Source organism: Pseudoalteromonas sp. (assembly GCF_036960685.1).
Classification (GTDB): Bacteria; Pseudomonadota; Gammaproteobacteria; order Enterobacterales; family Alteromonadaceae; genus Pseudoalteromonas.
The window spans coordinates 64380-78630 of record NZ_JBALXK010000013.1 but is presented as its reverse complement, the minus strand read 5'-3'; the positions used below and the strand labels follow the sequence as shown (position 1 = coordinate 78630).

Here is a 14251-nt window from a genome sequence, read left to right as displayed (position 1 = left end):
TATGGTACTCAGTGCTTGTTCAAATATGGCTAACTTAACCTTGTATCAACAACTCGATGGAAAAGCAGGGCTAGAAAGATTAGTCGACAGCTTTATTAATCAAATCGGGAATGATGAGCAGATAATTCACTACTTTGAGCACGCCAATATTAGCCATTTTCGAGAGGGTTTTATCAATCATTTGTGTGTGCTAACTGATGGCCCTTGTGAGTACACGCGCGATAGTATGGTGGAGATCCACACCGGCATGCACATAACCGAAGCGGACTTCAATCATGTAGTCGACTTGCTTATTAATGCCATGAATGAACAAAATATTGATCATACAGTACAAAATAAAATACTCGCGAAAATGGCACCATTGAGATCGCAGATAATTAAGATTTAGCAAGCAGAAGTTTTAAAGCTGCATCACTTATATCCGTTGGTGTTATTTCGTTAATAATGTCACTTTCAAGTAGTTGATTACCATTTGCAACTAAAGCAATATAGTTATTAACTTTGGGTGCAACAACACTCCATGGTGAAGTACCTAAACCGACAACTGTTACAAAAGGCACGTTGAATGCAGCAGCTATATGCATTGGGCCAGAGTCTATTGTAAGCAATAAATCTAACTCACTAATAGCATCACTCATTGTAATAATGGAGGTTTTTCCAGCTAGTATTACAGAGTCAATTTGTTGTTTATTAAGTTGCTCATGTAATTGTTTAGCATCATCCAGTTCACTGTTATCACCAAAAATATAAAAAACGCAGTCAACTTTTATAGCTATGCTCGCCATAGCAGCAAATGAGAGTTCATTAGGGTAATGACGTAAGCCTTTATTTTTCCCACCAAAATATACTCCAATAGACTTTTTTCTTGTCTTTGTTATTAGCAAACTAGGCTCTTTTGTAAGTGCTGTATTCGGTATCGTATTGAATGGGTGGTCATGAGGTTCGTTTACGAGTCGGCAATAACGGAATATATAATGGTGATTCACATTTAATTTGAGTTTATGCGTCAATAAAAATGAGCGCCCATTTTTTGCATATCCTACTCTATATTCAATGTTTGCCAAGAAGCATAGTATTGCTTCAGATAGTGAGTTACGCATTATTATAGCAAGCTGGATGTTAGCGGCTTTGAGTATTTTTGCCTGTGTTAAAATTGATATTGGTTTGCTGTGATTGAATCGTTCATCAACAATAATTGAATAGTCTGGAGTGCGCGAAAATAAATCGACTAAGTTGGGTCTGAGTAATAAAAAAATTTCATTGTTTGGATACAAAACTTTAAGTAACTTTAAGGATGGGGTGCAATTAACGGCATCACCAATAAACTTCGGTAAGACGATTAGGATGTTACCCATTATTTCTTGCGTTGCTATTTTACAGTTACTTTTTTTCATCTAAATTGTGCCATTCATTTTGTGTGTCGATTGTAGCAATGCAGGTTTATGAAGTCTATTGAACCAGAAAATGCAATATGGAATTATTAAGCGTATTTTTTATTACTTAAACAATGACAAGTAAGAGTAAGCTGGATTATATGTAAAATATTGAAATGGCCAATTTGACTCATTTGATATTATGATTAAAGAGAAGCATTAATTATTTCATGTGAATTATCTTAAGCTATAGACTATTAATCGCTCGTGACGGTGAGTTGCATTAAGGGCGGACATAAAAAATAAGCCTATAATTATCAATGCGACCATAGTTAATGCTTGGATTATCTGCTAAGTGAATCGCTAACTATTTAGAATAAAATAAATCAGACGAGTTCTAATATTTGGAACGTTTGATATTTTCCATGTTGGTCATATCAATATTTTCTAGTTGATTAAATGGCTTTTACAGAACTCGAGTTTCAATAATTATTCAGTTGTTGAAACTGTTGTTTGATTGTAAAAGCATTGCTGCTTCGTTCATAAATTAGTCATATTTACAGCTTAATATTGTCACCTAAGAAGTTTAATGGGTGTAATCTTACTATGCATTTCCTCTTTGTTACTCGTCGTAATATACATGCTCGATATTATAAAAAGCTAATTACTCAACTAAATTTGAAGGCAAGTTTGCATATTTTTGGCAGGCCAATGCTCAGCGCAGTAAAGTATTTACTCCAAACATTTAAAGTATCTTTTGATGAGGTTATTGCAACACAATTAAAGCGTAAACAAGCCAAACACGCAATTTGGCGTAGCTACTTATTAATATTAGTTTACTCTTTTTTAATAAAGATAGTTGAGCGTTGTCGGTATGCTAAATATTTAGCATTACTTACAAAGGAGCAGGCCACCCATTTAGTTATTTGGAACGGCCATAAATTGCCTAATATTACAGTCGTGAAAGCTGCTGAAAAGCTAAGAATTAGCATCATATATTATGAAAACGGCTTACTACCTAATACAACCTGTTTGGATCCCAAAGGTGTTAACTATGCATCTTCAATTAAGCGCGATAAAAATGTTTACCTGAATTGTGACTTATCACCGACAGCACTATTTAAAACACCAGAATTAACCGCTCGAGTAAATCATAAAAAACGCAAAGCATTTGTCCAAAGCAAGTTACCTAAGCGCTATATTTTTGTGCCATTTCAGGTTCCACATGATACGCAGATAGTATGTTATTCGCCTTGGATCCATTCAATGGAGATGTTATTTTCAGAAGTAATGACCGCTATTGAAAAACTCAATGACCCAGAATTAAAAGTGGTATTTAAAGAACATCCTTCTTGGCATAAACATTATTCTCATCTATATAAAAAACACCCTCAGGCAGTCTTTGCTAACGGTAATGTGACGGCTGATTTAATTGATAGCGCAGAGGCTGTGATCACGATTAATTCCACAGTCGGACTAGAGGCATTATTGTTTGGCCGTCGCGTTATTACGTTAGGACTGGCTTGCTATAACATTGACGAATTGGTTTTACATGCGCGCAATAATGAAGAGTTAAGTGAACGAATATCGCAAATGAGCCAAGGTTGGCAATTCAATACGCAACTTAGAAACCAATTTTTCAATTATATAAAGCATGTTTACAGTCTGCAAGGAAGGTGGCAAGATTGCTCAAAAGAGCATGTAGAAGCTGTTGAAAAACGTCTATTAGGGTTGGATGTTTTTTCTCAGCAAATTAATGAAGTAAAGGATAATAATGAAAAACATCGTAACTTGCCAATGGTTGAAGGAGCACTTAAACGACCCCAAACTGATTGTTTTTGATGCCGGTATGGTGCGCCCCGGTAAACTGGGCGAGTATAAACCAGAAGCTAAGTTACCTAATGCGCAGCGATTTGATTTTAAAAAACAATTAGCAGATCAAGAAAATCCACTACCACATAGCATGTGTAGCGCAGAGCAGTTTACCGAGCAGATGCAGTCAATGGGGGTTGATAAAGACTCGTTAGTTATTATCTACGAAGATCAAGGTTTATTTAGTGCCGCACGAGGCTGGTGGATGTTTAAAGCCATGGGCTTTGATAATGTCAAAGTGCTCAGTGGTGGCTTAACTAAATGGCAATCGCTAGGTTATTTAACGCAAATTGAATACAGCCACAATCATCACAAGGGTAACTTTACAGCTAAGCCAAGAGCTGATTACTTCATTGATGCCGCAGCAGTTTTTAATGGTATCGATGATGAACAAACGGTATTACTTGATGCGCGCGGTTATCAGCGTTATTTAGGTGAAATGGCAGAGCCGAGAGCGGGTATGCGCAGCGGCCATATTCCAAATAGTCGTGCTTTACCTTTTGTTGAACTGCTAGATGATGGCGAAGCCAAACCATTAGCTGACATTAAAGCTGCATTCGACGCGGTATTAGGTGAGCAAGCAAACCCGCAAACGAGTTTACAGTTTAGCTGTGGCTCTGGCGTTACTGCATGTATTTTAGTGTTATTTGCTGATGAATGTGGCTATCAAAACTTACACGTTTACGATGGCTCATGGAGCGAGTGGGGCGGCCGTGATGAGTTACCTATTGAAACTGGCCCTTGCCCCGCACGTTAAAGTGCAAACGCGTAATGCTGCCAGTAATTAACCCCTTTGTTATTTAGAGGCTGGCGCACTTGTACTTTGCTCGCAGTTGCAGACGGACTATGTTGCTGATAAAAATCAAGACATTGCGCCTGCCAAGGTAAATCACAAAAATCATAGAGTTGTTGCGTGCTTTTTACTGGCTCTGAGACTAAGATTTCGTATTGCATGATCATTACATTCGCAGGGTGCTTTGTTGCAAAATGAGTGATCAAACGGTCGTAGTCTTGATAGAAATTATCAATATCTTGCAGCTTATAACTATAGTGATGAAACGCACTAGCTGGGCTGTAAAGTTGGCGATAATTAGCTATACAGCAGTCTTTGCGTCCTCGTTGCATGCAAATGATTTTAGCCTTCGGAAAAGCCGCTAAAATTAAATCGATATAGTAAAAATTAAAGGGCTGTTTGTCGCAACTACGTAGCTTAGGTGTCACTAGTTGAGCAATACGTTGCTGATAGTGACTAAGCTGCGCTGTTAACTCAGTATTTGAATATGCCTTTTTAAGTACATTGCTATTTAATACTTGAACATTAGCACCTTGGCAAAGCTGGGCAATATCATTAAGTTCGCCAACTCCTTGTACTTGTGTTGCTTGGTTAATTATTTTCTCTAGCAAGGTTGTGCCTGAGCGTGGCATGCCAACCACAAATAACGGGGTAAAGTCGCTGTCGCTTGTGCGCGGCTTATAATCATTACTCAGTGCTATCAGCTGCTCGCAAAATTTACGGTGGGTTTTTGCATCATATTTTATATGCTGAGAGATTGCTTGCTTACTGGCAGTAAAGTGCGCAAAGGCATGTTTATAATCAGTACAGTGTTCGTAATTGAGTGCAATTGCATGGTGCAGAAATTGCTGCTGCATTGGCGCTGTAGCGTATTCGGTTAAAGTTAACAGCTGTTGTAAATGCTGTTTAGCCTGCTTGTTATTATTAAGTTCAGCAAGTGAATAGTGAGCTTGAAAATACTGCGGCTGTTGTTGTGTTAATGTGTGTAATAGTTGTTGAGCATCATTAAATTGTCCCATGATTTTATAGGCTACAGCTAAGTTATAACAGATTTGAGGGTTTTCAGGAGCATCCTGATAAGCACGTAATTGCCATTGTAGTGCCAGTTGGTAGTGACCTAAACGAGTTAGCACATTGGCAATTAAGTCGCATTCAATCGCTTCAAAGTGCGGGTGTTTTAAAGCTTCATTAATAGCTAATTGTGCATCTAATAACTGGCCACTGAGTACAGCAAGTTTAGCCGAGTGAGCAAAATATAAAGGTAGTGGCGCAATACTAATTGCTGTAGCGAGCAGTTTATGTGCCTTGCTAATATCATTTGCTGCAATATTTACTTGCGCGAGTAAAAAATAACTAAAGTGATCATCTGAGGCGCGTTTGATATTACTGACTAGTAATAAATGCGCGTCGTTAAGCTTGCTATGATTAATAGCGTGTTCAATTTGTTTTTGTAGATTTTTTTGTATCGATGTCAGCATAACAATAAGCATAAAAGCCTTGGCGTAAAACACCAAGGCTTTTTTAGTTTATAGATAACCGTTATTACAGTTCAAAGTTATAAGTAAACTTCATGCCGATAGTACGCGGTGTTGTAGTGTAGTGGCCATACACACGTTGTAGCTCAGGGAGATCTTTATTGAGTTCTTCATATTTAGCCATACCTGCCCATGATTTATCACGGCGTACTGAAGTAAATGCATACTTATCTAATAAGTTATCAACATAAATAGTGGCAGACCACATATCACCCGTTAGCTTGGCAGATAAATTACTCAATGCATAGCCTGAAAGTGTTTCACCATCGGCTTTTAAGCCAACTTTAGTGATCACATCACTTTGCGCAGTCATACCGTAGTTAATGCTCAGTAACTTATCATCGAGTACATCTTGCTCATAACGCAGGCCGAATGAAAGCTGATGCTCAGGCGCACCTGGCAAACGATCGCCATCAGCACCATCGTAGTATGATTGATACTGTGCGTAATCTTCATCTAACTCACCAAATAAAATAGGTACATTTTCTGTTAGCTCTGCTTTTGCATAGGCATAAGTGGCGTAGGCAGTCCAATTATCAGCAATCATAGCGCGTGATGAAATTTCCACGCCTTTTGAATTAGCTGAACCAGCGTTCGAAGTTATAAGCTCCTGACCATTAACTGTTGAAGAACCAACTTGCGCATCCTTCCAATCAACATTAAATAATGCCGCGTTAAAGTGTAAGCGGTTTTTAAACCAGCTCGATTTAAAACCAAGTTCATAGTTTACTGTGGTATCTGGTTTATAATCTTGTTCATTTGGCAATGTACAAATAACTTGTTGTTCAGGCAGTACATCTGGGCAAAGAGGAATGCCATTGTCACCGCCAATTCTGAAGCCTTCACTTACGGTAAAATAAGCAAGCACACCAGAATCAAAAGTATAGTTTGCGTTAAACTTAAACAGGCTACCGCTATCATTGGTTTTTATATTCGAGAATTCAATTTTATCCAGCGATGAAATGTAGTTGTCGTCCTCTATATAGAGTGGGGTGGCTGAGCCAATATTAGATGAAATGTCATATTCATACACGCGTGCACCAAGCGTTACATTCAACTTTTCAGTAAAGCTATAATTGATCTCACCAAATAATGCTTTCTCTGTGGTTTCTGAATTAGTTAATAAAATATACTCAAGGTCAGTTTCTATGTTTGGGATTTCATCCCCCCAGAACTCAGTTAAACCGGGTGTGTATTCACGGTCATTAACATGGCTTTCAAGTTTGTTGTAATAACCACCCACAATCCAGTTAAAGGCACTATCAGAGTTAGACACTAAGCGAATTTCTTGAGTGAAATTATCACGTTTGGATGTATCCCGTGTTTGCGCTACAAATGCTGGAAATTCAGCGTAGCCTGAATATATATCGTAAAGCAGGTCAGTTTGGTCACGTTGCCCAGATTGCTCATAGCTTGACCAGCCAGAGGCAGATACTAATTCTGCAAAGCCTAGATCCGCTTTAATTTCCAAGCTCAATAAGTCGTTTTCTTCTTCACCTGGCTCAAGTATACGGGCTGCATTTTCGTATTGACCCACCATGCCTTGTAAGGCACTGCTGTCACTTAATGAATTATATTGCGATGTAGAATTACCGCCATTTTCTTGTTTTTGATAAAAATAGTTTAGCGTTGCCTCAACAGCTTCGTTGGCTTGCCAACGCAGTGACACACGACCTGTGGTAATTTGCTCATCGTTTACGTCACTGACACGGCGTAAGTTAGCGTTAACGTCTTGCTCATTCGTAAAATCAGGATTTGGGCTTGATACGCCAGGGTTTTGCACCACGTAGTTATAATCGATATAACCAGGGTTGGTGTAATAATTGACACTAGCGCGAATAGCCAATACATCATCAATTAACGGCGTATTAAACACTAAGCCAAATTCACCACCGGTGCCGTCGCTTTCATTTAAGCTAAATACATCACCAGTAACTTGGCCTTCGGTAATATCAAGCTGCGGTTGCTTTAATAAGTAACGAATAGCGCCACCTAATGTACCAGCTCCGTATAAAGTACCTTGTGGGCCAATAAGCACTTCAACACGATCAACGTCAGTTAAGCGTAAATCAATATTTAGTGGAATTTCACCCACGTAAGTCGCTACCGTACCGCCATCAGAAATACGATCAGAAGTATTGGTATTTAAACCACGAACAATAATAGGCGAGCCTTCACGGCCACCCTGATCAGAAATAGTTAAACCAGGTACCCAGCGGGCTACATCTTCAAGATCACCAATGTTTTGATCTTTTATAACATCACCATCAAGGGCGGTAATATTAAGAGGTGCTTCTTGCACTGAGCCTGCACGACGAGTCGCGGTAATTTGAATTGTTTCAATCGCTTTGTCTGCTTGGGTGGTTTCCTGCGCAGCAGCAAGGTGATGGCTATTAAATAAAATAGCAGAAACAGCTGATGCAAGAAGCGCTGGCCTAAAGGTAGTCATGTTCATATTCCGAATAAGTTACAGTATATTTATGCTTAAAAATCAACCTGAGGCGAGATGTTAAGCAGATTTTCTGGATGTATTGTGAATTTATATCCAATTATAGTGTATTTTTATTCTTGCAGTCATGCGTTATTTGCAGCTTTATGCTATTTATTTGAATAAATACTCTAGCTGTTTCTATAAGGACAGTTTTTACAGTTGTTTTTACAGCACTTTCCACGCTTTAAGAAAAACCAACGACTAAATACCATGTAGCCGTTTTGCATTTCATAATCGAGGTTCTCGATTAAATTATCATTACCATGAAAAGGCTTTGCGAAAGCAAGTTGATCTTTGAGGGGGCGTTGATAAAGGGTACTTAGAAACTGATTAATTTTCGCTAAGGTACAATTTCGACATAAACAACTGGTGGTTGTGTTATCAAGCGGTAAAATAGCCGGCAGCTCATTGCACCAACAAGCGTTAATATCCTCGACATTACATGACACAGTGGTGTGGCATTGTGAGCAGGCTAAAATAGTCATTTGATATACGTTTAATTTTTAATAACCCATAGAATAACAGATAAGCAACTATGAACAGAGCACAAGCGTTAGCAGAATTCGCCACTTTTGGAAAATACAAAGACGAGGCCATAAGTATCATTGTTGCATCAACAATAAATAACCAAGCCCCAATTTATACATTGGGGCTTGCAACGGTTATTGATGTGCTCACTCGCTGCCAAGCAGATGAGATAGATTTAGACGACCTAGAGCTGTGGGCTAATGTTATAGAATCTAGAACCGACATTGATTACAGCACCGTCGAAGGCGTAATTTATGCCCTCAGTAACAGCGAACAAATGGGCAATCTTGATAAAGCAAAAGTGGCAAGACTACTTGAGTTGTTGACAGCTTAGTCGAGCTCTATGTATTTAAGAGCTCGACGTCTGAACAAATACAACTGTTTAATTAAAGCAGCTTGCTTTAATCATTTCACTAATAATATGTTGTGATGGCTTTATTTTTTCCATCGCTAAAAACTCATCCGGTTGATGGGCTTGGTTAATAGAGCCGGGACCCATTACGATAGTCTCACAGCCAAGTTGCTGAATAAATGGTGCTTCAGTGCAGTAATTGACCGCAACGGCTTGCTCGCCGGATATTTTCTCTGCTAGTTGTACTAATGCCGTGTCGGTGCTGCCAGTAAAAGCTGGAATAGGTTCGTGCATATCCAGCACGCTCACTGCATCAGGGTATTGGTTGTTGATCTCTGTGGCTATTTTTAACAACATCATTTGTAATTCTTGTACGCTTAAACCCGGTAATGGACGCATATCAATGTGCATTTCACAACAGCCACAAATGCGGTTAGCGTTATCACCACCGTGAATGTGCCCTAAGTTTAAAGTCGGGTAGGGTATAACAAAGTGCTCAACTGCATACTTATTCTTTAATTCTTCTTTTAATAGTAATAGCTGAGTAATTACTTTATGCATCACCTCAATTGCATTTAAACCACGTTCAGGATCTGAGCTGTGACCAGAGCGACCAACTACTCGAATAGCCGTACTCATATGCCCTTTATGTGTAAATACCGGAGTCATATCAGTGGGTTCTCCAATAATACAGCGGGCAGGCTTTAAATTAGGATGCTTACAAATTTGTTGTGCACCGGCCATCGTAGTTTCTTCATCGGCGGTGGCTAAAATTAAAATAGGCTGAGTTTGTGCATCTTTATCAAGTTCACTAATTGCTTGTAGTACAAAAGCAAAAAAACCTTTCATATCGATACTGCCTAAACCATAAAGCTTATTGTCATATTCGCTTAATTTAAATGGATCATAATTCCAACGGCTATCGTCAAAAGGAACTGTGTCGGTATGACCTGCTAGCATTAATCCACCATCGCCTTGACCACGCTTGGCAAGCAAATTAAAGCGGCCCTTAGGGCCTGATAACTCAGTAATTTCGCATTCAAAACCTAAGCAAGTGCACCAATTAGCAAGTAGGTCGATCACGCCTTTATTACTCATAGCTAAAGATTCATCCATAGCACTAATGGAAGGGGCGGCAATCAACTGCTGATACATGGACAAAAAAGACGGTAAAGGCATAAAAAAATCCAAATTAATTATTCAATCTAATTGCATAACAATATAAAAGTATTTATGATGAATATCAATTCACTTTTTAAGCATAAATATATTAAAGCGACGCAATGAATATAAAACGACGATAACCTAGTTTCATTCCCATAACAGTGTGTTTTTGCACTGTCTAACCCGATTTGAATGTAAATGTAGTAGCACAACCCAAAAAGAGTAACGAATGAAAGTAGTGATTATTGGCGCAAGTGGTTATAGCGGCGCAGAATTAGCAAGTTTAGTCGTAAAACATCCACAATTAACTTTAGCTGCGTGTTATGTGTCTGAGCAAAGCTTAGATAAAGGAAAGTTATTAAGTGACTTGTATCCTGAGCATGTTGGTTTGCTTGATTCTCCTTTATTGCCGCTTGGCGAAAGTGCATATAACGATATTGAAAGCTCAGCTGATTTTGTGTGTTTATGTACTGATCATAAAGTGAGTGTTGATTTAGCGCCACGTTTTTTGAAGATGGGTAAAAAGGTTTTTGATTTATCTGGTGGCTATCGTTTAAGCAGCAATGAAGATTATCAGACTTATTATGGCTTTGAGCATCAACATACAGATTTACTTAATCAAGCAGCCTACGGTTTGGCTGAGTGGAACAGCGAAGCTATTGCCAAAGCGCAACTCGTTGCTGTAGCGGGCTGTTATCCGACAGCTGCATTAAATGCGTTAAAGCCATTGCAGCAAGCCGGTTTATTGGATGAGCAACCCGTGATTATTAATGCGGTATCGGGAGTAACCGGTGCCGGGCGTAAAGCCAGTGTAGGCACGCATTTTTGTGAAGTATCGCTTGCACCATACGGGTTATTTAACCACAGACATAGCCCTGAGATTGAACAGCATTTAGGCCATAAAGTGTTATTCACGCCACATTTAGGCAATTTCCCTCGCGGCATTTTAGAAACTATCTATGTGCAATTAAAAGCCGATGTTACTCCTGAGCAAGTCGCGCAAGCTTACCAAGTGCTTGCCGATGAGCCATTGATCAGATTGCTGGGCAATAAAATACCTTCAATTAAAGGGGTGGCTAAGCAACCGTTTGTGGACATTGCATGGCAGCAACAAGGTAGTCAACTGATAGTGATGGCGGCGATTGATAACTTATTAAAAGGTGCTGCGGGTCAAGCACTGCAATGTATTAATTTAGCTATGGGGTTACCTCATAGCACTGGCTTAAAAGGGTAACAGTAATGCAAACATGGGTCATCAAGCTCGGTGGTGCAGTACTCAATACGGAAAACGCGGCAAAAGCGTTATTTGAAGTGCTTGCCTCACAAACTCAAGCACAGTTTGTGATTGTGCACGGTGGTGGGGCGTTAGTTGATAGTTGGCTAAAAGAAGCAGGCTTTGCCAGCGCGAAACATCAGGGCTTACGTATTAGTCCTAAAGAGCAAATGCCGTACATTGTTGGGGCATTGGCAGGTTGTGCAAATAAGCAGTTAATGAGTCAAGCAATCGTTGCAGGTCATAAGCCTGTTGGTCTGAGTTTATACGAGGCTGGTATTATTTCATCGCAAAAGCTTAAAGCACTTGGTCAAGTGGGGCAGTGCGATAGTGGCGTACAAAGCGTTATTCCTGAGTTACTAAAATTGGGGCGCTTACCGCTAATCAGTTCAATTGGTTTTGGTGATGATGGCCTTTGGTATAACGTTAATGCAGATGAAGCGGCGGCGGCAATTGCGAAAGAGCTCGATGCAGAAATTATTTTTATGACCGATGTAGCAGCGGTACTTGATGCAAATAAACAGCCGTTACATCAACTTGACACAAATCAGATCAATACTTTAATTGCAGAAGGAGTAATTTTGGGTGGGATGGAGGTCAAAGTTAAGACCAGCCTTCTTGCTGCCCAGCACTTACGACGTGGCGTTTATATATCGAGTTGGCAAAAGCCAGAAAACTTAGTAGCTCTACTTGCGGGTGAGCACGTCGGAACAAAAATTACACCATAGGTTTTATATGTTTAATCATTTTTTATCGGGTCTTGAACTAGACCAGCAAGGCGCACTTAAATTACTTAAGCTTGCGCAAAAAATTAAAGCAAACCCAGCTGATTTTAGCCAAGCACTGGCTGGCAAATCAGTGGTTACGTTATTTGAAAAACCAAGCTTACGTACGCGTTTATCATTTGATATTGGCATCAATAAGTTAGGTGGTCATGCTGTGTATCTTGATTCACAAAATGGTGCCATGGGCGCCCGTGAATCAGTAAAAGATTTTGCTTTGAATATTGCAAGTTGGGCAGATGGCATTGTTGCACGTGTGTATCAGCATAAAACCTTAACTACGCTTGCTGAATTTTCCAGCGTGCCTGTGGTCAACAGCCTGTGTGATTTATATCACCCATGCCAATCGTTGGCTGACTTTTTAACATTACAAGAAGTATACGGTGATGTGAGCCAGCTAAAACTTGCTTATTTAGGTGAAGGTAACAACGTTACACATTCACTGATGTTACTGGCTGCAACCTTAGGAACTGATTTTGTTGCAGTATGCCCGAAAGGCAGCTCACCGGATTCACAAATTCTTAAGCAAGCTGAGCAAATTGCGGCAATGAATGGCGCATCGGTAATGGTCAGCGATCGTGTTGAAGCAGCGGTTGGTGCAAATGCTGTGTATGCCGATACGTGGGTATCAATGGGCGACGATACACCGCTTGAACAAGTAAAAGAAAAGTATATGCCGTATCAATTAAATACTGCATTACTTGAACAAACAGGGGCTGACACTGTATTACATTGCCAGCCTGCACACCGTGAGTTTGAAATTACCTCAGAAGTAATGGACGGCCCGGCGTCAAAAATTATACAACAAGCAGAAAACCGTATGCATGCGCAAAACGCGTTGCTTGTTTCATTATTAAATCCAAATTTTGTGTAAGGTATCACCAATGCGTTCTATTAAAAAAGTTGTATTAGCCTATTCTGGTGGTTTAGATACGTCGGCCATCGTGCCATGGTTAAAAGAAAATTACGGCTGTGAAGTGATTGCGTTTGTGGCCGATGTAGGGCAAGGCGCTGAAGAGCTTGAAGGCGTTGAAGCTAAAGCTATCGCATCAGGTGCATCAGAGTGTTATGTAGTTGACTTAAAAGATGAAATGGTAAGTGACTATATTTATCCAACACTTAAAACAGGGTCAATCTATGAAGGTACTTATTTACTTGGTACCTCGATGGCACGTCCTATTATTGCAAAGGCGCAGGTTGAAATTGCTCGCAAAGTAGGTGCAGATGCACTTTCTCATGGTTGTACAGGTAAAGGTAACGACCAAGTACGTTTTGAATCTTGTTTTGCCGCGCTAGCTCCAGATCTTCAGGTGATTGCGCCATGGCGTGAGTGGGACTTATCAAGTCGTGAGTCATTACTTGATTACTTAGCTGAGCGTGATATTCCATGTTCAGCATCGGCAACTAAAATCTACAGCCGTGATGCAAACGCGTGGCACATTTCTCATGAAGGCGGTGAGCTTGAAGATCCGTGGTGCCAACCAAGTGATCAAGTCTGGACTTGGACTAATTCGCCAGAGCAAGCACCGAATGAGCCTGAGTTTGTTACTTTAAATGTAGTTGAAGGTGAAGTTGTTGCGGTAAATGGTGAGCCACTTAAACCGTATGATTGTTTAGTTAAACTAAATGATATTGCATCTCCTCATGGCGTTGGTCGTGTTGATATCGTTGAAAACCGTTTAGTGGGTATGAAGTCCCGTGGCTGTTATGAAACGCCAGGTGGCACAGTAATCATGGCGGCATTACAAGCAATTGACGAACTTGTACTTGATAAAGCAAGCCGCAAATGGAAAGAAGTACTGGGCGGTGAGTTTTCGCACTTAGTGTATGACGGCCGTTGGTTCACGCCACTTAAAGATTCAATTTTAGCGGGCGCTGAAGCGCTATCAACCGTCGCTACCGGTGAAGTCGTACTTAAGCTTTACAAAGGCCAAGTGACAGCGGTTCAGAAAAAATCACCAAATAGCTTATACAGCGAAGATTTTGCAACATTTGGTGCAGATGATGTGTACGACCAATCGCATGCTGAAGGTTTTATTCGTTTATTCTCGCTTTCAAGCAGAATTTCAGCACTAGCGAAGAAGTAAT

The 14251-nt window shown here is 40.0% G+C and carries 13 protein-coding genes; 8 read left to right on the top strand and 5 right to left on the bottom strand.

Annotation, left to right across the window (positions count from 1 at the left end):
* The first annotated feature begins 1 nt into the window (after position 1).
* On the top strand, positions 2–388 hold the full coding sequence (locus V7783_RS12395) for a group I truncated hemoglobin (RefSeq protein ID WP_442961373.1): 387 nt from the start codon (positions 2–4) through the stop codon (positions 386–388).
* On the opposite strand, the gene V7783_RS12390 is transcribed toward V7783_RS12395, so the two are convergent.
* Positions 378–1394: a glycosyltransferase family 9 protein gene (locus V7783_RS12390; protein WP_335678973.1), complete on the bottom strand. Its 1017-nt coding sequence runs from the start codon at positions 1392–1394 to the stop codon at positions 378–380. The genes V7783_RS12395 and V7783_RS12390 overlap by 11 nt on opposite strands.
* Before the next feature lie 690 nt (positions 1395–2084).
* On the opposite strand from V7783_RS12390, the gene V7783_RS12385 reads away from it, so the two are divergent.
* A complete protein-coding gene (locus V7783_RS12385; protein WP_335678972.1) occupies positions 2085–3215 on the top strand; it encodes a capsular polysaccharide export protein, LipB/KpsS family in 1131 nt (376 codons plus the stop codon).
* Entirely contained in the window at positions 3148–4002 is an 855-nt protein-coding gene (locus V7783_RS12380; RefSeq protein WP_335678971.1) for a sulfurtransferase, read from the top strand. The genes V7783_RS12385 and V7783_RS12380 overlap by 68 nt, the downstream gene beginning before the upstream one ends.
* On the opposite strand, the gene V7783_RS12375 is transcribed toward V7783_RS12380, so the two are convergent.
* The 3 genes from V7783_RS12375 to V7783_RS12365 all read right to left on the bottom strand — a co-directional run bounded on the left by V7783_RS12375 (position 3999) and on the right by V7783_RS12365 (position 8549).
* Entirely contained in the window at positions 3999–5516 is a 1518-nt protein-coding gene (locus tag V7783_RS12375; RefSeq protein ID WP_335678970.1) for a tetratricopeptide repeat-containing sulfotransferase family protein, read from the bottom strand. The genes V7783_RS12380 and V7783_RS12375 overlap by 4 nt on opposite strands.
* Before the next feature lie 64 nt (positions 5517–5580).
* A complete protein-coding gene (locus tag V7783_RS12370; protein WP_335678969.1) occupies positions 5581–8022 on the bottom strand; it encodes a TonB-dependent receptor in 2442 nt (813 codons plus the stop codon).
* Between the two features lie 170 nt (positions 8023–8192).
* Positions 8193–8549: a DUF5522 domain-containing protein gene (locus tag V7783_RS12365; protein ID WP_335678968.1), complete on the bottom strand. Its 357-nt coding sequence runs from the start codon at positions 8547–8549 to the stop codon at positions 8193–8195.
* A gap of 50 nt (positions 8550–8599) precedes the next feature.
* Between V7783_RS12365 and V7783_RS12360 the strand changes: the two genes are divergently transcribed.
* Positions 8600–8926 carry a hypothetical protein gene (locus V7783_RS12360; RefSeq protein WP_335678967.1) on the top strand — a complete coding sequence of 109 codons (327 nt, stop codon included), beginning with the start codon at positions 8600–8602 and terminating at the stop codon, positions 8924–8926.
* A gap of 48 nt (positions 8927–8974) precedes the next feature.
* Here V7783_RS12360 and argE read toward each other — a convergent pair whose 3' ends face one another.
* Entirely contained in the window at positions 8975–10123 is a 1149-nt protein-coding gene (gene argE, locus V7783_RS12355) for an acetylornithine deacetylase (RefSeq protein ID WP_335678966.1), read from the bottom strand.
* A 214-nt stretch (positions 10124–10337) separates the two neighbouring features.
* Here argE and argC point away from each other — a divergent pair, with 214 nt between their 5' ends.
* Genes argC through V7783_RS12335 form a run of 4 tightly spaced genes read left to right on the top strand, consistent with a single transcriptional unit; the run spans position 10338 to position 14250 of the window.
* The gene (gene argC / locus V7783_RS12350; protein WP_335678965.1) at positions 10338–11342 is read left to right on the top strand and encodes an N-acetyl-gamma-glutamyl-phosphate reductase; all 1005 of its coding nucleotides are present in this window, start codon (positions 10338–10340) and stop codon (positions 11340–11342) included.
* 5 nt (positions 11343–11347) lie between these two features.
* Entirely contained in the window at positions 11348–12109 is a 762-nt protein-coding gene (gene argB, locus V7783_RS12345; RefSeq protein WP_335678964.1) for an acetylglutamate kinase, read from the top strand.
* A 7-nt stretch (positions 12110–12116) separates the two neighbouring features.
* Entirely contained in the window at positions 12117–13037 is a 921-nt protein-coding gene (locus V7783_RS12340; RefSeq protein ID WP_335678963.1) for an ornithine carbamoyltransferase, read from the top strand.
* A 10-nt stretch (positions 13038–13047) separates the two neighbouring features.
* Positions 13048–14250 carry an argininosuccinate synthase gene (locus V7783_RS12335; RefSeq protein WP_335678962.1) on the top strand — a complete coding sequence of 401 codons (1203 nt, stop codon included), beginning with the start codon at positions 13048–13050 and terminating at the stop codon, positions 14248–14250.
* Position 14251: the final 1 nt, after the last annotated feature.